General features: G+C 74.4%; 18 protein-coding genes. 16 read left to right on the forward strand and 2 right to left on the reverse strand.

From position 1 onward, the window contains the following. Positions 1-207: 207 nt before the first annotated feature. Genes AB0E83_RS24015 through AB0E83_RS24045 form a run of 7 tightly spaced genes read left to right on the forward strand, consistent with a single transcriptional unit; the run spans position 208 to position 6,823 of the window. Positions 208-1,296: a nitronate monooxygenase gene (locus AB0E83_RS24015; RefSeq protein ID WP_362115416.1), complete on the forward strand. Its 1,089-nt coding sequence runs from the start codon at positions 208-210 to the stop codon at positions 1,294-1,296. Continuing rightward, the gene (locus AB0E83_RS24020; RefSeq protein WP_362115419.1) at positions 1,293-2,036 is read left to right on the forward strand and encodes a 16S rRNA (uracil(1498)-N(3))-methyltransferase; all 744 of its coding nucleotides are present in this window, start codon (positions 1,293-1,295) and stop codon (positions 2,034-2,036) included. The genes AB0E83_RS24015 and AB0E83_RS24020 overlap by 4 nt, the downstream gene beginning before the upstream one ends. Positions 2,037-2,096: 60 nt before the next feature. Further along, positions 2,097-3,395, forward strand: a complete 1,299-nt coding sequence (locus AB0E83_RS24025) for a tetratricopeptide repeat protein (RefSeq protein ID WP_362115422.1) — start codon at positions 2,097-2,099, stop codon at positions 3,393-3,395. Then, entirely contained in the window at positions 3,392-4,501 is a 1,110-nt protein-coding gene (locus tag AB0E83_RS24030; RefSeq protein ID WP_362115425.1) for a tetratricopeptide repeat protein, read from the forward strand. Before AB0E83_RS24025 ends, AB0E83_RS24030 begins: the two co-directional genes overlap by 4 nt. A gap of 60 nt (positions 4,502-4,561) precedes the next feature. Continuing rightward, entirely contained in the window at positions 4,562-4,921 is a 360-nt protein-coding gene (locus AB0E83_RS24035) for a histidine triad nucleotide-binding protein (protein WP_362115428.1), read from the forward strand. Between the two features lie 4 nt (positions 4,922-4,925). After that, positions 4,926-5,831 carry a ribonuclease Z gene (locus tag AB0E83_RS24040; protein ID WP_362115431.1) on the forward strand — a complete coding sequence of 302 codons (906 nt, stop codon included), beginning with the start codon at positions 4,926-4,928 and terminating at the stop codon, positions 5,829-5,831. Positions 5,832-5,833: 2 nt separating this feature from the next. Next, positions 5,834-6,823: an adenosine deaminase gene (locus AB0E83_RS24045; RefSeq protein ID WP_362115494.1), complete on the forward strand. Its 990-nt coding sequence runs from the start codon at positions 5,834-5,836 to the stop codon at positions 6,821-6,823. Positions 6,824-6,848: 25 nt separating this feature from the next. Here the strand turns inward: AB0E83_RS24045 and AB0E83_RS24050 are convergent, their stop codons facing one another. Then, complete coding sequence (locus AB0E83_RS24050) at positions 6,849-8,210, reverse strand: MFS transporter (protein WP_362115434.1); 1,362 nt, start codon at positions 8,208-8,210, stop codon at positions 6,849-6,851. Positions 8,211-8,569: 359 nt separating this feature from the next. Here AB0E83_RS24050 and AB0E83_RS24055 point away from each other — a divergent pair, with 359 nt between their 5' ends. The 5 genes from AB0E83_RS24055 to AB0E83_RS24075 all read left to right on the forward strand — a co-directional run bounded on the left by AB0E83_RS24055 (position 8,570) and on the right by AB0E83_RS24075 (position 12,966). Next, positions 8,570-9,643 (forward strand): PfkB family carbohydrate kinase, encoded by a 1,074-nt coding sequence (locus tag AB0E83_RS24055; RefSeq protein ID WP_362115497.1) that lies wholly within the window; start codon positions 8,570-8,572, stop codon positions 9,641-9,643. A gap of 105 nt (positions 9,644-9,748) precedes the next feature. Beyond that, on the forward strand, positions 9,749-10,786 hold the full coding sequence (locus tag AB0E83_RS24060; protein WP_362115437.1) for a PhoH family protein: 1,038 nt from the start codon (positions 9,749-9,751) through the stop codon (positions 10,784-10,786). Positions 10,787-10,797: 11 nt separating this feature from the next. Next, positions 10,798-11,295, forward strand: a complete 498-nt coding sequence (gene ybeY, locus AB0E83_RS24065; protein WP_030494138.1) for an rRNA maturation RNase YbeY — start codon at positions 10,798-10,800, stop codon at positions 11,293-11,295. Between the two features lie 13 nt (positions 11,296-11,308). Next, positions 11,309-12,616 carry a hemolysin family protein gene (locus tag AB0E83_RS24070; protein ID WP_362115441.1) on the forward strand — a complete coding sequence of 436 codons (1,308 nt, stop codon included), beginning with the start codon at positions 11,309-11,311 and terminating at the stop codon, positions 12,614-12,616. Next, entirely contained in the window at positions 12,613-12,966 is a 354-nt protein-coding gene (locus tag AB0E83_RS24075) for an MmcQ/YjbR family DNA-binding protein (RefSeq protein WP_362115444.1), read from the forward strand. Before AB0E83_RS24070 ends, AB0E83_RS24075 begins: the two co-directional genes overlap by 4 nt. A 1-nt stretch (position 12,967) precedes the next feature. On the opposite strand, the gene AB0E83_RS24080 is transcribed toward AB0E83_RS24075, so the two are convergent. Further along, positions 12,968-14,374, reverse strand: a complete 1,407-nt coding sequence (locus AB0E83_RS24080; RefSeq protein WP_362115446.1) for an MFS transporter — start codon at positions 14,372-14,374, stop codon at positions 12,968-12,970. A gap of 93 nt (positions 14,375-14,467) precedes the next feature. Here AB0E83_RS24080 and AB0E83_RS24085 point away from each other — a divergent pair, with 93 nt between their 5' ends. The 4 genes from AB0E83_RS24085 (at position 14,468) to AB0E83_RS24100 (ending at position 18,005) form a co-directional block, all read left to right on the forward strand. Beyond that, positions 14,468-15,352 carry a helix-turn-helix transcriptional regulator gene (locus tag AB0E83_RS24085; protein ID WP_362115449.1) on the forward strand — a complete coding sequence of 295 codons (885 nt, stop codon included), beginning with the start codon at positions 14,468-14,470 and terminating at the stop codon, positions 15,350-15,352. A gap of 72 nt (positions 15,353-15,424) precedes the next feature. Continuing rightward, positions 15,425-15,787: a cytidine deaminase gene (locus AB0E83_RS24090; RefSeq protein WP_362115452.1), complete on the forward strand. Its 363-nt coding sequence runs from the start codon at positions 15,425-15,427 to the stop codon at positions 15,785-15,787. Between the two features lie 199 nt (positions 15,788-15,986). After that, positions 15,987-16,469, forward strand: a complete 483-nt coding sequence (locus AB0E83_RS24095) for a hypothetical protein (RefSeq protein WP_362115455.1) — start codon at positions 15,987-15,989, stop codon at positions 16,467-16,469. A gap of 198 nt (positions 16,470-16,667) precedes the next feature. Continuing rightward, positions 16,668-18,005: a beta-xylosidase gene (locus AB0E83_RS24100; RefSeq protein WP_362115458.1), complete on the forward strand. Its 1,338-nt coding sequence runs from the start codon at positions 16,668-16,670 to the stop codon at positions 18,003-18,005. The last annotated feature ends 82 nt before the right edge of the window (positions 18,006-18,087 follow it).

The raw sequence follows: 18,087 nt of genomic DNA on the forward strand, positions 1-18,087 counted from the left end.
GTCGTCCCCCGGGCAAGCACGGTCAGCCGGGGCAGCAGGGCCTGTTCTCGCGGTTGAAGGACGCGTTCAACGGGCGCTGAGCGGACGCGTGGACGGGCGACGCGGACGGACGGCGGGTCCGTCCGGCGTGACCCCTGGGTGAGAGGGGCGGCACTCTGAGTGCCGCCCCTTTCCCGTGGGCGGGGAGGGGCATGACACGATGCCCATATGTCCACCACCGCACTGAACGATCTCTTCCGGTACCCGATCGTGCAGGCCCCCATGGCGGGTGGCGCCTCCTGTCCCGCGCTCGTCGGCGCCGTCGCGGAGGCCGGCGCGCTCGGCTTCCTCGCCGCCGGCTACAAGACGGCCGGCAGCCTCTACCAGGAGATCAAACAGGTGCGCGGGCTGACCGGACGGCCCTTCGGGGTCAACGTCTTCATGCCCCAGACCGGACCCGGCGCCGACCCTGCGGCCGTCGAGGTCTACCGGCACCAGCTCGCCGGGGAGGCCGGCTGGTACGAGACCGCGCTCGGCGACCCCGACTCCGGCCGTGACGACGGGTACGAGTCCAAGCTGGCGATCCTCCTGGAGGACCCCGTCCCCGTCGTCTCCTTCACCTTCGGCTGCCCGGCGCCCGAGACCTTCGAGGCCTTCGCCCGCGCCGGTACGTACACGCTCGTCACCGTCACCTCCGCCGAGGAGGCCCGCACGGCCCAGGCGGCCGGGGCCGACGCGCTGTGCGTCCAGGGCGTCGAGGCGGGCGGCCACCAGGGCTCGTACCGCGACGACCCGGCCGAGCAGCAGCCCGGCACCGGGCTGCTCGCCCTCCTCGCCCAGGTCCGGGAGGCGACCGCGCTGCCGCTCGTCGCGGCCGGCGGGCTCATGCGCGGCGAGCAGATCGCCGCCGTTCTCGCCGCCGGGGCCGCCGCCGCCCAGCTCGGCACCGCCTTCCTCGGCTGCCCCGAGTCCGGCGCCCACCCGCTGCACAAGCGGGCCCTGACCGACCCGCTCTTCACCCGGACCGCCCTCACCCGGGCCTTCTCCGGCCGGCCGGCCCGCGGGCTCGTCAACCGCTTCATGCGCGAGCACGGCCCGTACGCCCCCGCCGCCTATCCCGAGATCCACCACCTCACCGCCCCGCTGCGGAAGGCCGCGGCCGCCGCCGGCGACGCCCAGGGCATGTCCCTGTGGGCGGGCCAGGGCCACCGGCTGGCCCGCGAACTGCCCGCCGGGGAGCTCGTCGAGGTGCTCGCCGCCGAACTCGACACCGCCCTCACCGAACTCGCCGACCCGGCCCCCAGGAGTGCCCCATGACCGCCCCCGTCTTCGTCGTCGACACGATCCCGGACACCCGGCTGTTCACCCTGGACGGGCCCGAGGGCCGGCACGCCGTCTCCGTGAAGCGGCTCCAGCCGGGCGAGGACGTCGTCCTGACCGACGGCCGGGGCCGCTGGCTCGACTGCGTGGTGTTCGGCGTGGAGGGCAAGGACCGGCTGACCGTGGAGATTTCGTCGGTGTACGAGGACCCCGAGGAGCAGCCGCACCTCACCGTCGTCCAGGCCCTCCCCAAGGGCGACCGCGGCGAGCTCGCCGTCGAGACCATGACCGAGACCGGCGTCGACGCGATCGTGCCGTGGGCGGCCTCCCGCTGCATCACCCAGTGGCGCGGCGACCGCGGCCTCAAGGCGCTCGCCAAGTGGCGCTCCACCGCCCGCGAGGCCGGCAAGCAGTCCCGCCGCACCCGCTTCCCCGAGGTCGCCGACCTGATGACGACCAAGCAGGTCGCCCAGCTCCTCGCCACCGCCGACTTCACGGCCGTGCTGCACGAGGACCGCGACCACCCGAGCGGCGCCCTCGCCACCGCCGAACTCCCCGCGAAGGGCTCGATCGTGCTCGTCGTCGGCCCCGAGGGCGGGGTCTCCCCGGAGGAGCTGGCCGCCTTCGAGGCGGCGGGCGCGAAGCCGTACCGCCTCGGCCGGAGCGTGCTGCGGACCTCCACGGCGGGCACGGCGGCCACCGCCCTCGTCCTCGCCCGCACCGGCCGCTGGAGCTGAAACCGGTCCCGCGGGGGACCCGCTGTCCAAGCGCCCGGGGTCTTTTCTAGGCTGACCCCCATGGCCGACGAGTCCCCCCTGATCCGCAGTCTGCGCGCCGCGGTCGCCGCCGCGCCCGGCGACGTGCCCCTGCGCCTCCACTTCGCCGAACTCCTCCTCGCCGAGGGGCGGAACGACGAAGCCGTCACGGAGGCGGCCGTCGCCCTCCAGCACGCCCCGGGGGACGCCGCCGCCCGCGCGCTGATGGTCCGCGCCATGGGCGTGCCGCCGGCCCCGCCCGCGCCGGAGCCGCCTGCGCCACCGGTCGTACCGCGGGCGCCCGAGGTCCCGCCCGTGTCGCAGGCCCCGGCCGCCCCCGAACCGCCGGAGACCGGGAACTCCTTCGACTGGGCCGCCGCCGAGGAGCAGGTGTCGGACCTCGTCGGGCCGCGGTTCCTGGAGGAGCCGCAGGCCGACGGCGGGGACGGGCTCGCCTGGGACGTCGACGCGCCCGGAGCCGTCCGCCTCGCCGACGTCGGCGGCATGACCGACGTCAAGGAACGGCTCGAAGCCGCCTTCCTCGCCCCCATGCGCAACCCCGAACTCCGCCGCCTCTACGGCAAGTCGCTCCGCGGCGGACTGCTCCTCTACGGCCCTCCCGGCTGCGGCAAGACCTTCATCGCCCGCGCCGTCGCCGGCGAACTCGGCGCGAACTTCCTCACCGTCTCCCTCTCCGACGTCCTCGACATGTGGATCGGGGCCTCCGAGAAGAACGTCCACGACATCTTCGAGACCGCCCGCCGCCAGGCCCCCTGCGTGGTCTTCCTCGACGAGCTCGACGCCCTCGGCGGCAAGCGCTCCCGCACCCACAACAACGGGCTGCGCAACGTCGTCAACCAGCTCCTCACCGAGCTCGACGGCATCGCCTCCGGGGCCGGCAACGAGGGGGTCTTCGTCCTCGCCGCCACCAACGTGCCCTGGGACGTCGACATCGCCCTGCGCCGCCCGGGCCGGCTCGACCGCACCCTGCTCGTCCTGCCGCCCGACGCGCCGGCCCGCGAGGCGATCCTCCGCTACCACCTGCGCGAGCGGCCCATCGAGGCGATCGACCTCGGCAAGCTCGTCAAGGCCACCGAGGACTTCTCCGGCGCCGACCTCGCCCACCTGTGCGAGTCCGCCGCCGAGGCCGCCCTCCTCGACTCCGCCCGCACCGGCTCCGTCCGCCTCATCACCACCAAGGACCTGCTCGGCGCGGCCAAGCAGCTGAGGCCGTCCACCGAACCGTGGTTCGCGGCCGCCCGGAACGTCGCCATGTTCGCCAACGAGGGCGGTCTCTACGACGACCTCCTCGCCTACCTGAAGCGGAAGCGCAAGCTGTGACCACCCCCGCCACGCCCTCCGCGCTCGCCCGGGCCGAGGCGCTGTACGAGGCCGGCCGGTACGAGCAGGCCGGGGAGCTGGCCGCCCGGCACCTCGCCGGCGACCCCGAGGACGCCGAGGCGCTCACCCTGCTCGCCCGCTGCCTGCACCGGGCGGGGAACCACCCGGCCGCCCTCGCCGCCGTCGAGCAGGCGCTGCGCGCCGAGCCCGAGCTGATCGGGGCGCACCTGATGCGCACCCAGATCCTGCTCGCCCTCAAGCGGTACGGGGAGGCCGAGGCCGCCGCCCACCGCGCGGTCGAGCTGGCCCCGCAGTTCTGGGGCAGCCACTACGCGCTGGGCACCGCGCTCGCCGAGACCGCCCAGGCCGGCCGCGGCCGCGACCGGGCCCGGCTCGCCGCCGCCTACGAGGCCGCCCGGACCGCCGTCGCCCTCGGCCCCGAGGAGGACGCCGCCCACTTCCTCGTCGGCCTCACCGCCCAGCGGCGCGGCGACCACGCCACCGCCCGGCGGGCGTACGAGACGACCCTGCGGCTCAACCCGCAGAGCAGCGAGGCCCACAACAACCTGTCGCTGGTGCGGCTGCGGCGCCGCTGGCTGCGACGCGGGGCCTGGACACAGGCCGCCGAGGGCTTCGTCGCCTCCGCCGCGCTCGACCTCGACGACCGCAAGGCCCGGTTCAACCTGGAGGGGATGGCCTGGGGCGTCGCCGCCGGAGCCCGCTGGGTCGCCCTCGTCGGCTTCGTCGCCGCCGCGCTCGGCTCCGCCCCGCTCCGCACCGGCGCGACCGGCGCCGACGCCTTCGTTCCCTTCGCCCTCGGGGCCGCGGTCCTCGCCGGCGCCTGGGGCGGCTGGGCGGTGTGGATGGCCCGCCGGGTGCCGCCGCGGCTGCGCCGCCCGATGCTGCTCGTCGCCCGCAACTGCCGGCCGGTGCTCGCGATGGCCGCCGCCGTCGGCCTCCTCGGCCTGTACTCGGCGGTGGCCATGGCGCTGTGGACGCTCGACGCCGGGGTGGTCGGAGGGCTCGGGACACCGCTCTTCTGGGCCGTCGTCCTCACCTACTGGGTGAGCCGCTCGGCCCTCAACCGGCGGATGCCCAAGGACTGACCGGGGCGGCGGATAGCATGCCTCCGTACCGACTTTCACCAGGCGAGGAGGCCCGAGGCCATGGCCGGAGAGCCGCAGAGCGACTGCTTGTTCTGCAAGATCGTGGCGGGGGAGGTGCCGGCGACGATCGTCCGCGAGACCGAGACCACGCTGGCCTTCCGCGACATCAACCCGCAGGCGCCCACCCACGTCCTCGTCATCCCGCGCCTCCACCACCCGGACGCCGCGACGCTCGCCGCCGCCGCGCCGTCCGTCGCCGCCGACGTGCTGCGCGAGGCCGGCGAGGTCGCCGCGCAGGAGAAGGTCGACGGCAGCGGCTACCGGGTCGTCTTCAACACCGGCACCGGAGCCGGCCAGACCGTCTTCCACGCGCACGCGCACGTGCTGGGCGGCCGCGGCCTCAACTGGCCCCCCGGATAGGCCCGTGTCCGTCCGCGAACTGGTCGTCCTCGGCACCGCCAGCCAGGTCCCGACCCGCCACCGCAACCACAACGGCTACGTGCTCCGCTGGGACGGCCACGGCATCCTCTTCGACCCGGGCGAGGGCACCCAGCGGCAGATGCTGCGGGCCGGGGTCGCCGCGCACGACCTGGACCGGATCTGCGTCACGCACTTCCACGGCGACCACTCGCTCGGCCTGGCCGGGGTGATCCAGCGGATCAACCTCGACCAGGTCCCGCACCCCGTCACCGCCCACTACCCGGAGAGCGGACGGCACTTCTTCGAGCGGCTGCGGTACGCCACCGCCTACCGCGAGACCGTGCGGCTGGCCGAGGCGCCGGTGGCGCGGGACGGCGTCCTCGCCGTCACCGACGCGTTCACCCTGGAGGCCCGCCGGCTCTCCCACCCCGTCGAGTCCTTCGGCTACCGGCTCGTCGAACCCGACGGGCGCCGGCTGCTGCCCGAGCGGCTCGCCGCGCACGGCATCAAGGGCCCCGACGTGGGCCGCATCCAGCGCGAGGGCGGCCTCGGCGGGGTCGGCCTCGACGAGGTGAGCGAGATCCGGCGCGGCCAGCGCTTCGCCTTCGTCATGGACACCCGGCTCTGTGACGGCGTGCACGCCCTCGCCGAGGGCGCCGACCTGCTGGTCATCGAGTCGACCTTCCTCGACGAGGACGTCCGGCTCGCCGAGGACCACGGCCACCTCACCGCGGGCCAGGCCGCCGCCGTCGCCCGCGACGCCGGGGTCCGCCACCTCGTCCTCACCCACTTCTCGCAGCGCTACTCCGACCCCTCGGAGTTCGAACGCCAGGCCCGGGCGGCCGGGTTCACCGGCGAGCTGAGCATCGCCCAGGACCTCATGAGGGTCCCCGTACCGAAACGAACGTGACCATGCCCGTACCCAAGGCCGAACTGCACCTCCACATCGAAGGCACCCTCGAACCCGAGCTGGCCTTCGCCCTCGCCGCCCGCAACGGCGTCACCCTGCCCTACGCGGACACCGAGGAGCTGCGCGCCGCCTACCGCTTCGGCGACCTCCAGTCCTTCCTGGACCTCTACTACGCCCTGATGACGGTCCTGCGGACCCCGGAGGACTTCACCGCGCTCACCGACGCCTACCTGGAGCGGGCCGCCGCCCAGGGCGTCCGGCACGCCGAGATCTTCTTCGACCCGCAGGCGCACACCGCCCGCGGCGTCCCCTTCGGCACCGTGATGGAGGGGCTGACCGCCTCCCTCGACCGGGCCGAGGAGCGGTACGGGATCTCCACCCGGCTCATCATGTGCTTCCTGCGCGACGAGTCCGCCGAGTCGGCGCTCGCCACCCTGGAGGCCGCGAAGCCGTACCTCGACCGGATCACCGGCGTCGGCCTCGACTCGGCCGAGGCGGGGAACCCGCCGGGCACGTTCCGCGCGGTGTACGAGGAGGCCGCCCGGCTCGGCCTGCGCCGGGTCGCGCACGCGGGCGAGGAGGGACCGGCCGCGTACGTCCGGGAGGCCCTCGACGTCCTCGGCGTGGAGCGGATCGACCACGGCCTGCGCTGCATGGAGGACCCGGAGCTCGTCGAGCGCCTCGTCCGCGAGCGGGTCCCGCTCACCCTCTGCCCGCTGTCCAACGTCCGCCTCCGGGTGATCGACACCCTCGCCGACCACCCGCTGCGGGAGATGCTGGACGCCGGTCTCCTCGTCACCGTCAACTCCGACGACCCCGCCTACTTCGGCGGCTACGCGGGCGACAACTACGACGGCGTCCGCGACGCCCTCGGCCTCACCGACGAGCAGCTCCGCACCCTGGCCCGCCACTCCTTCGAGGCGTCCTTCCTGGAGGACGACGAGCCGCGCCGCGCCCGCTGCCTCGCCGAGGTCGAGGCGTACGCGTTCTAGGACCCGGCCGTCCGGGCCCGCCCCGTCAGCCCCGGCCGGGGCGGGCCAGCCGGAAGGCGGACCTGGTGCGGCGGGCGGCCGTCGCCGGGGCCGGGATCGGGGCGATCTCCTGCTCGGGGGCGCCGACCTGGGGGAGGAGGGCCGTCGTCGGGGCCGTGCCCGCGACGAACGCGGCCGGGGCGCCGCCGCGGCGGCGGATCGAGCCGGGCACCAGGGGGCGGCCGGAGGCGTGCCGGGCCACCGCCGCCATCGGGCCGGCGACGAGCAGCAGCAGGGCGGCCAGGACCGCGCCCATGCCCGGGTAGCCGGCCGCCTCGGAGAGGAGGCTGCCGGCGACCGGGCCGCAGGCCGTGCCGAGCGAGGACGCCGAGCCGACCAGGACCGCCCAGCGGCCGCGCGGGTCGAGGGAGGCGGCGAGGCCGAGGAGGTACGAGAGGACCACCGGGTAGACGGCGTTCCAGAGGATCTCGCCGGTCGCGAAGGAGGCCAGGCCGCCGGCGGCCGAGCTGAGCAGCACGCAGGCCGCGATGAGGACCGTGCCGGCGCCGATCGGCACCGCCCGGCCGAGCCGCGAGCCGAGCGCCCCGGCCGCCGTCACCCCGGCCAGGCCCGCGCCGAGGGCCAGCGCGAAGACCGCGCCGACGGTCACCTCGGAGAGCCCCGCCTGGCCGGTGCCGATCCGGCCGCTCACGCCCCACAGGGCGTTCTGGGCGAGGGACCAGCACAGGATGCCGCCGGCCAGGACCGCCCCCGCCCGCCGGTACGGCAGCGGGCCCGCGGCCTCCGGGGCGGCGGCCGGCCCGTACGCGCGCGTGCCGGACGCCTTCGCCCCGTACGCGCGCCCGGCGCCCGGCAGCCGGCCCGTCGCTGGCCAGGCCAGGGCCGCCGCCCCCGCCAGCGCGAGCAGCGGCAGGGCGTGGCCGCCGCCGAGCTGGGGCAGCGTCAGGTACAGGGCGCCGGCCGTGGCCGAGACCGACAGGAGGCCCAGCGTCGAGGCCCGCTGCGGGTCCGGCCGGCCGGCGATCCCGGAGGCCGCCACGGCCGTCGCCGTCCCCGAGCCGAAGCCGCCGAGGACGACCCCGGCGACCACCAGCGGCACGGTGCCGGTCGCGGCGGCGGAGCCGTACCCCAGGGCCATCGCGAGGAGGCCGGCGCGGGCGGCCCGGCGCGGGCCGATCCGCTCCACGCGCGCGGCGAGCGCGAAACCGGCGCAGGCGGAGCCGAGCAGCAGCACCGAGCCCACCAGGCCGGCCCGGGCCGGGCCGAGGCCCAGTCCGGCGGCGAGCCGGCCGACGACGGTCGGCAGCAGGTACGGGGCGAGGTAACCGGCCGTGAAGAGGGCGACGAGGGCGACGAGCGCCCCGTGGGCGCGCGGGCGCGACGGCATGGGCGTTCCAGGAACTGAACGGGGGAATGAGACGGCGCCCGGTGATCCACGGGGTCGCGGCACCATGTGTATCAAGCGACCGAATGGGCGGAGAAGGCACTCTCCCCCGATTCATCCTGTGAGACAGGACACAATCGGTTTGGGTGGAGGAATCCGGGGTATCAAGCGGCGATCCGCCGCGCCACCCCCGTCGCCCCGACCCCATCGGGCACACTGTCCGGATCGGCACCCGGTGCCGATCCCGCCGCACCACGACCGGGGAGTTCGCCGTGAGCACAGCCAGCGGAGACCAGCGCGGAGACCAGAACGGAGACCGGAACGGGGACCGGGGCGCGCGCCCGTACGGGCCGGAGGCCGACATCGACCCGCTGGAGACCGTCCGCGAACCCGCCGACCCCGCCTGCGACGTCTTCCTCACCGGCACCGTCTTCCTCGACATCGTCTTCACCGGCCTCGACAGCGCCCCCGTCCGCGGCACCGAGTCCTGGGCCCGCGGCATGGGCTCCAGCCCCGGCGGCGTCGCCAACATGGCCACCGCCCTGGCCCGCCTCGGCCTGCGCACCTCCCTCGCCGCCGCCTTCGGCGACGACCACTACGGCGTGTACTGCTGGGACGCCCTCGAACAGGGCGAGGGCATCGACCTCGCGCTCTCCCGCACCGTCCCCGGCTGGCACTCCCCGGTCACCGTCTCCATGGCCTACGAGGGCGAGCGCACGATGGTCTCCCACGGCCACGAGGCCCCCCACCCGGACGGCGCCGCCGTCCTCCCGCCGCCCGCCCGCGCCGCCGTCGCCTCCCTCGTCCCCGGCCGCCCCGAGGGGTGGGTCGCCCGCGCCGCCCGCTCCGGCGCCCGGATCTTCGCCGACGTCGGCTGGGACGACACCGGCCGCTGGGACCTGGCGGGCCTGCCCGACCTGGAGCACTGCGAGGCCTTCCTGCCCAACGCCGCCGAGGCGATGCGCTACACCCGCACCGACTGCCCCCGCGCCGCCGCCCGTGCGCTGGCCGACAAGGTCCGCTACGCCGTGGTCACCCTCGGTGCCGAGGGCGCCTACGCCGTCGACGGCGCCACCGGCGAGACCGCCGAGGTCCCCGCCATCCGCGTCGAGGCCCTCGACCCCACCGGCGCCGGCGACGTCTTCGTCGCCGGCTTCGTCACCGGCACCCTCGCCGACTGGCCGCTCGCCGACCGGCTCGCCTTCGCCGGGCTCACCGCCGCCCTCTCCGTCCAGGAGTTCGGCGGCTCCCTCTCCGCCCCCACCTGGACCGAGATCGCCGCCTGGTGGCAGCACGTCCAGCGCGACGACCGCCAGGACCCCGAGGCGCTGCGGGCCCGCTACGCCTTCCTCGAAGCCCTCCTGCCCGCCCCGGCCCGCCCCTGGCCGCCCCGCCGGGCGGTGCCCACCATCGGTTTCCGCGCGGCCGTCCCGTAAACCGCTTCGGGCACACCGGCACCAGGTCGTAGGCTGGGGGGCGAGAGGTTGTCGACCCGCGAGAACCCCGCAGCAGGAGGTATGCGCAGGCCAGAGTGCCGGCCCATGACGCAGACACCCACAGCTCCCAACGGAACGCCGGGCGAGGCCCGCGCCCACTTCGCGGTGCCCGCCAAGCACCCCATGGTGACCGTCCTCGGTTCCGGCGACTCCCTGCTCCGCGTGATCGAACACGCCTTCCCCGACGTCGACATCCACGTCCGGGGCAACGAGGTCAGCGCGGTCGGCGACGCCAGGGAAGTCGCCCTCATCCAGCGCCTGTTCGACGAGATGATGCTGGTGCTCCGCACCGGACAGCCGATGACGGAGGACGCAGTGGAACGCTCCATCGCCATGCTCAAGGCGAGCGAGAACGGCGAAGGCGCCGAGGAGACCCCGGCGGAGGTCCTGACCCAGAACATCCTCTCCAGCCGCGGCCGCACCATCCGCCCCAAGACGCTCAACCAGAAGCGGTACGTCGACGCGATCGACAAGCACACGATCGTCTTCGGCATCGGCCCCGCCGGCACCGGCAAGACCTACCTGGCCATGGCCAAGGCCGTCCAGGCCCTCCAGTCCAAGCAGGTCACCCGCATCATCCTGACCCGCCCGGCGGTCGAGGCCGGCGAGCGCCTCGGCTTCCTCCCCGGCACCCTCTACGAGAAGATCGACCCGTACCTGCGGCCGCTCTACGACGCCCTGCACGACATGCTCGACCCGGACTCCATCCCCAAGCTGATGGCGAACGGGACGATCGAGGTCGCGCCGCTGGCGTACATGAGGGGCCGCACCCTGAACGACGCGTTCATCATCCTCGACGAGGCGCAGAACACGAACCCCGAGCAGATGAAGATGTTCCTCACCCGCCTCGGCTTCGACTCGAAGATCGTCATCACCGGTGACATCACCCAGGTCGACCTCCCCGGCGGCACGAAGAGCGGCCTGCGGCAGGTGCGGGACATCCTGGACGGGGTGCCCGACGTGCACTTCTCGACCCTCACGTCGCAGGATGTCGTCCGGCACAAGCTCGTCGGCCGTATCGTCGACGCGTACGAGAAGTACGACAGCGCCAACGAGCAGCGCACCGGCCGCAACGGGAAGTAGAAGCACCGCACATGTCGATCGACGTCAACAACGAGTCCGGCACCGAGGTCGACGAGCAGGCGATCCTCGACATCGCCCGCTACGCCCTCGGGCGGATGCGCATCCACCCCCTCTCCGAACTCTCGGTGATCGTGGTGGACGCGGAGGCGATGGAGCAGCTCCACATCCAGTGGATGGACCTGCCGGGCCCGACCGACGTCATGTCCTTCCCGATGGACGAGCTGCGCCCGCCGGCCAAGGACGACGAGGAGCCCCCGCAGGGGCTCCTCGGCGACATCGTGCTCTGCCCCGAGGTCGCGAAGAAGCAGGGCGAGGACGCCCCGACCAAGCACTCCATGGACGAGGAGCTCCAGCTCCTCACCGTCCACGGCGTCCTCCACCTGCTCGGCTACGACCACGAGGAGCCGGACGAGAAGGCCGAGATGTTCGGCCTCCAGGCGGCGATCGTCGACGGCTGGCGCGCCGAGAAGGGCCTCACCGGCCCGTCCCCGGCCCCCACCGTCAACTGACCCCGCGCGCCCGATGAGCATCCAGCTGATCCTCGGCGCGGTCGCCCTGGTCGTCGTCGCCTGGCTCGCCGCCTGCGCCGAGGCCGGGCTCGCCCGCGTCTCCAGCTTCCGCGCCGCCGAGGCCGTCCGCTCCGGGCGGCGCGGCGCCGGGAAGCTCGCCCAGGTCGCCGCCGACCCCACCCGCTACCTCAACGTGGCGCTGCTGGTCCGCGTCGCCTGCGAGATGGCGGCCGGCGTCCTCGTCACCTACGCCTGCCTGGAGTACTTCCCGGAGACCTGGGAGGCGCTGCTCGTCGCCATCGCCGTGATGGTCCTGGTCAGCTACGTGGCGGTCGGCGTCTCTCCGCGCACCATCGGCCGCCAGCACCCGATGAGCACGGCGACCGCCGCCGCGTACGTCCTCGTCCCGCTGGCCCGGATCATGGGCCCGGTGCCGCAGCTGCTGATCCTCATCGGCAACGCGCTCACCCCCGGCAAGGGCTTCCGCAAGGGCCCCTTCGCCTCCGAGGCCGAGCTGCGGGCGATGGTCGACCTCGCCGAGCAGGAGTCGCTGATCGAGGACGAGGAGCGCCGGATGGTGCACTCGGTCTTCGAGCTGGGCGACACCCTGGTCCGCGAGGTGATGGTGCCGCGCACCGACCTCGTCTGCATCGAGCGGTACAAGACCGTCCGGCAGGCCCTCACCCTCGCCCTGCGCTCCGGCTTCTCCCGGATCCCGGTGACGGGGGAGAACGAGGACGACGTCGTCGGCATCGTGTACCTGAAGGACCTGGTCAGGAAGACGCACATCAACCGCGACGCCGAGGCCGACCTGGTCTCCACCGCGATGCGCGCGGCCGCCTTCGTCCCCGACACCAAGAACGCGGGCGACCTGCTGCGCGAGATGCAGCAGGAGCGCAACCACGTCGCCGTCGTCATCGACGAGTACGGCGGCACGGCCGGCATCGTCACCATCGAGGACATCCTGGAGGAGATCGTCGGCGAGATCACCGACGAGTACGACCGGGAGCTGCCGCCCGTCCAGGAGCTGGGCGACGACCGCCACCGGGTCACCGCCCGCCTCGACATCGGCGACCTCGGCGAGCTCTACGGCTTCGGCCCCGACGAGTTCGACGACGAGGACGTGGAGACGGTCGGCGGTCTGCTCGCCAAGGCGCTCGGCCGCGTCCCGATCTCCGGCGCCTCGGCCGTCGTCGCCCTGCCGGACGGACGGGAGCTGCGGCTGACCGCCGAGGCGTCGGCCGGCCGCCGGAACAAGATCGTCACGGTGCTCGTCGAGCCGGTCGTCCCGGCCGGTGCGGAGGGGGAGGGCCGGGAGTGACCCCGGAGCGGCTGCGCGCCTTCTGCCTGGAGTTCGACGACGCGACCGAGGAGTTCCCCTTCGGGCCCGGGATCTCCGTCTTCAAGGTGGCGGGGAAGATGTTCGCGCTCTCCTGGATCGACGCCGAGCCGCTGCGGGTCAACCTCAAGTGCGATCCGGAGGACGCCGTGCGGCTCCGCGAGGAGCACCCGGCGATCACCCCCGGCTACCACATGAACAAGCGCCACTGGAACACCGTGGAGGTGGCCGCGCTCCCGGACCGGATGGTCCGGGAGCTGATCGAGGACTCGTACGACCTGGTCGTCGCCGGCCTGCCGAAGGCGGTACGGCTCCGCCTCGACCGGCCGTGACTCACCGGGAGCGGCGCAGGCCCAGCGCGACCAGGACCGCCGCGCCCAGCACGATCGCCGCGTCCAGGGCGACGACCGTGCGCACCCCGTCGTAGAGGCTGCCGCCGGTGGTGGCGAGGACGCCCAGCATCGGGATGCCGACGGTCAGGCCGACCTGCTGGGTGGTGGTGACGAGGCCGGTCGCCAGCCCCTGCTCCTCGTCGCGGACGCCCGAGGTGACCGTCAGGCCGTACGCGATGATCGCGCCGAGGTGGAACATCGAGGCGAGGGTGACGGCGGCGGTCGCCAGGACCGCCCCCGCGTGCTCGCCGACGCCGAGCAGCGCCGCCGTGAGGACCGCCTGTCCGGCGAGGGAGACCACCAGGGTGCGGCGGGCGCCGATCCGTCCGACCACCTTCGGCGTGAGCGTGCCGGCCAGGACCGAGAAGGCACCCTGGATCCCGAAGACGACGCCGGTGGCGAAGGCCGAGAGCTCCAGCGTCTCCTGGAGGTACAGGGTCAGCACGAAGACGATCGTCGACATCATCGAGAAGGTGACCAGCCCGCCGAGGTTGCCGAAGGCGACCGTGCGCCGGCGCAGCATCGGCAGCGAGACCAGCGGCGCCGGGTGCCGGGACTCGACGACCACGAAGGCGGCCAGCAGGACCAGGCCGGCGGCCAGGGTCACCAGGACGTCGGCGCCGCCGAAGCCGTGTTCGGCCGCGGTGGTCAGGGCGTAGATCAGGGCGAGCAGGCCGGCGGTGACGGTGGCCGCGCCGGGCACGTCGAGCCGGGGCCGGTCCGGGGTGCGCGACTCGGTGAGCAGGCCGGGGGCGAGCGGCAGCACGACCAGCGCGAAGACGGCGAGCAGGCCCATGGTGGAGCGCCAGCCGAGGGTCTCGGTCATGACGCCGCCGAGGACCATGCCGATGGTGAAGCCCAGCGACATGAGGGTGCCGGAGATGCCGAGCGCCCGGTCGCGCAGGGGGCCCTCGGGGAAGGAGGTGGTGAGCAGGGACATGCCGGTGGGCACGATCGCGGCGGCCCCGACGCCCTGGAGGGCGCGGCCGGCGAGGAAGGAGGCCGGGTCCCAGGCGACGGTGGCGAGCACCGAGGCGGCGGCGAAGAGGCCGAGGCCGCCGAGGAAGAACCGCTTGCGGCCGTAGAGGTCGCCGATCCGGCCGAAGAGCAGCAGGAAGCCGCCGGAGGGGAGGGCGAAGGCGGTGACGGCCCACTGGAGGGCGGAGCGGTCGAGGCCGAGGTCGGCGCCGAGGACCGGCAGGGCGACGTTGAGGACGGAGAAGTCGAGCGCCACGATGAACTGGGCGGCGCACAGGACGAAGAGGACGAGCCGGGCCCGTCCGTCGAGGGCGGGGGGCGCGGGGGTGACGGGGGCGGGGGCGGGCGGGGGAGTGGTCGCGGTTGCCATGGCCACGACTCTCCTGGCGCGGGAACAACCGCGGGGAGCGGGAACTTATCCTGTTGCACGCACCACCAGGCAATCCAGGGGGAGGAAGCTCACGTGGCCACGGCAGCGGAGAGCGACGCGTCGAAGCGGCACCGGCTGGGCGAACTGCGCGAGTTCCTGATGAGCCGCCGTGCCCGGGTCAGCCCGGCCGAGGCGGGGCTGCCGGACGGCGGCCGGCGGCGCACGCCGGGGCTGCGCCGCGAGGAGGTCGCCGTCCTCGCCGGCGTGGGGGTCAGCTGGTACCAGTGGCTCGAACAGGGCCGGGACATCACGGTCTCCCCGCAGGTGCTGGACGCGGTGGCGCGGGTGCTGAAGCTGAGCCCGGCGGAGCGCCGCCACCTGTACGTCCTCGCGGGGCTGAACCCGCCGGCGCTCGAACCGGCCCCGGAGGACCGGGACATGTGCGACGGGCTGCGGCGGCTGATCGACGCGTGGACGCCGTTCCCGGCGCACATCATGGACGCGTACTGGAACACGGTGATGTTCAACGAGGCGGCGGCCGCCGTGTTCGGGCTGCGCCCGGACGTCCACCGGAACTGCCTGATCGACTTCTTCACCGACGAGAGGTACCGGAGCCGGATGCGGGGCTGGGAGGAGCTGGCGCCGAAGGTGGTGGCGCAGTTCCGGTCGGCCTGCTCGGAGTGCCCGGACGACGACGGCTTCCGCGCGGTGGTCGAGGAGGCGAAGGCGGCGAGCGCCGAGTTCGCGGAGCTGTGGGAGCGCCGGGACATCCGGCCGGGCGGCCAGAACCGCAAGGAGATGGACCACCCGGTGGCGGGCCTCCTCGTCATGGAGGCCACCCAGCTGCGGGTGCCGGCCCGCCCGGACCTGGTGATCGTGCTGCACACGCCGCTGCCGGAGGCCGGGACGGCCGAGAAGCTGGAGTGGCTGGCCTCGCCGGAGGGCCGGCGGGGGGCGATGCACCCGGTGGCGGGCTGACCGGGCGGACGGGCCGGTCCGGCGGCGCACCCGGCGGCGGGCCGGTCCGGCGCGCCGACCTATGCTCGGTCCATGACACTCAGCAGTGAGCACGGCGACCTCGGCGCCGAGGACCTGAAGATCATCACGCTGGCGCGCAGCGCCCGCGCCCGCAACGGCGTGGCCGAGGGGGCCGCCGTACGCGACGAGACCGGCCGCACCTACGTCGCGGGCACGGTCGAGCTGGAGTCGCTGAAGCTGAGCGCCCTGCGGACGGCCGTGGCGATGGCCGTGGCGAGCGGGGCGCGGTCGCTGGAGGCGGCGGCCGTGGTGTCCGCCGCCGAGACCGCGTCCGACGAGGACCGGGCGGCCGTGCGGGACCTGGGCGGGCCGGAGACGCCGGTGCTGCTCGCGGGGCCGGACGGGCAGCTGCGGTCGGCCGTCACGGCGGGCTGAGCACCGTCCGCCGCACGTGCGGGGTCCGGCCGCGGCCGGACCCTTGCGCGTTTGTGAAGGATCTCCGCGACTTCTCTTGCCTTCCCGTGCCGTCTGCGTCTCAATAGGCGGCGGAGGGTCCGACGGACCGTCAGATCTCCGCCATCCCACGCAGCGCCCGCACCCCTGCGTTCGTCATCGGAAGGGGTACGAACTCGCCATGAGGAGAAGCATCTTGGGGGCGTCCGGGGCGCTCGCCGCCGGACTCGCCGCCGCGTCGCTCGCCTTCGCCCCCACGGCTTCGGCCGCCGTCTCGCCGGGCACGGCGACGGCCACGTACGACTGCGGGTCCTGGGGCGGCGGCACCGCCACCCTCACCATGACCCACTCCGGGAGCACGGCCCAGGTCTCCATCACCGCCCCCGTCACCACGCCGATCGCGGTCGGCGCGGACACGATCGGCTCCACGCTGGTCCTGGACAACACGACGGGTCCCGACCGGGTCTTCACCGGCAAGAAGAACCCGGCCATCCCGGCCGGCGGCACCGCGAAGCTCGGCCCGCTGACCGCCACCGGCGTGGTCGCCGGCGACAAGCTCAACTCGTACTTCGCCGGCGTCGCCCTCAAGCTGGTGATCTTCGGCGTCACGGTGAACTGCGACGCGGTGACCTCGCAGTCCCCGGGGCCGTTCGTCATCAGCTGAACCGCCGCACCACCCACGACCGGTGCCGCCGAGGGCGGCACCGGTTCCCGTCGTGCCCGGCACTCCGGAGAAGTCGCCAGATCCCCCGATCTTGACAGGATCTGATGGTGCATCAGCAAATGCCGTCCGTCGTTATTGACTTCTCTCGCCCCCCGCCCGTCAATGGCGCCCTCTCGATCCTCAGGAGGGGGCACTCACATGGCATTCACCCGAACCCGGGCGGCGGCCCGAAGACGGCGCTGGACCGCCGTCCTCGGCGCCACCGCCCTCGCGTTCGCGGCCGGCGGCGCGCTCGCCGCCCCGGCGCACGCGGTCGGCGCCGGGCAGTCGGTGGAATTCCCCACCCGCTGCGTCCCGCCGCCCATCGCGGGCATCCCGCCCATCGAGGGCGTCACCACCGCCGTGATCTCGGTCGACAACGCCAATCCCAAGGTCGGCGACACCGTCAACGTGACCTACTCGATCACCGAGCCCGCCGCGTCCAACCCGGTCGACCTCCCGCTCCCGGCCGACATCCTCACCCCGAGCGGCAAGGTCGTCCTCGGCGGCGCGCAGAGCGGCGCGGTCAGCGTCACCGGTCCCAAGAAGAACCCGCCGGTCCCCGGCAAGGGCGCCTTCCCGGGCTTCTCCATGACCGGCAGCTTCACGGTCACCGCGGCGGGCTCGATCACCCTCTCGCCCGGCGACTACAACATCCACACCAGCTACCTCATGGAGCTGGACACCCCGTGCACGGTGATCGACCCGCCCGCACCCGTCTCGCAGACGGTCCAGGCCGGCGACCAGTCCGTGCCCAACGAGCGGACCCTCGAACTCGGCGCCGCCTCCGGCGCGCCCGGCGTCCGGGTCACCGTCACCGGCGCCGCGTTCGCCCCGCTCACCGAGGTGACCGTGGCCGGCCGGGCCGGAGCCGCGGAGACCGCCGACCGGATGACCGTCACCACCGACAGCGAGGGCGGCTTCGTCGCCCGGCTCAAGGTGAACGACCCCGCCACCACCGGGATCGTCGCGTACGAGGGCGGCTCCTGGAACGCGGAGAAGGGCGCGGGCCCCCTCCCGTACCAGGTCGTCGACGACACCCCGACCCCGCCGAACAGCCAGAGGATCACGGCCACCGTCCGGGCGGGCGAACTGTCCATGACCCAGGCCGGCGACGCGGTCCCGCTCTCCGCGGTCGACTTCGGCCAGGGCGGCGCGGCCACCGGAGCCCTCCGGACGGTGACGGTCAAGGACTTCCGCGGCGGCCCCGCGGGCTGGTCCGTGACCGGCAAGGTCACCGACTTCACCGGCCCCGGCGGCGCCATCGGCGCCGACAAGCTGAGCTGGACCCCCGTCTGCGTCGCCAAGGAGGGCAGCCCCAGCGCCTGCGCGGCCGGCTCCGCCGGGCCCGTCGGCGCCGGCGCCACCCTCGCCTCCACGGCGAACGGCACGGTCACCGGCGGCGAGTTCACCGTCGACGCGGGACTCTCGCTGGACGTCCCGGCGTTCACCGCGCCCGGCTCCTACGCGGGCGTGCTCACGCTGACCCTGTCCTGACACCGGCCGGCGGGCCGGCCGGGCGCACCCCCGGCCGGCCCGCCGGCGACCCTCCACCCACTCCGCCCCACCGCACCCCCGG

Origin of the sequence: Streptomyces sp. NPDC035033 (genome assembly GCF_040636735.1) — a bacterium.
Lineage (GTDB): Bacteria > Actinomycetota > Actinomycetes > Streptomycetales > Streptomycetaceae > Streptomyces.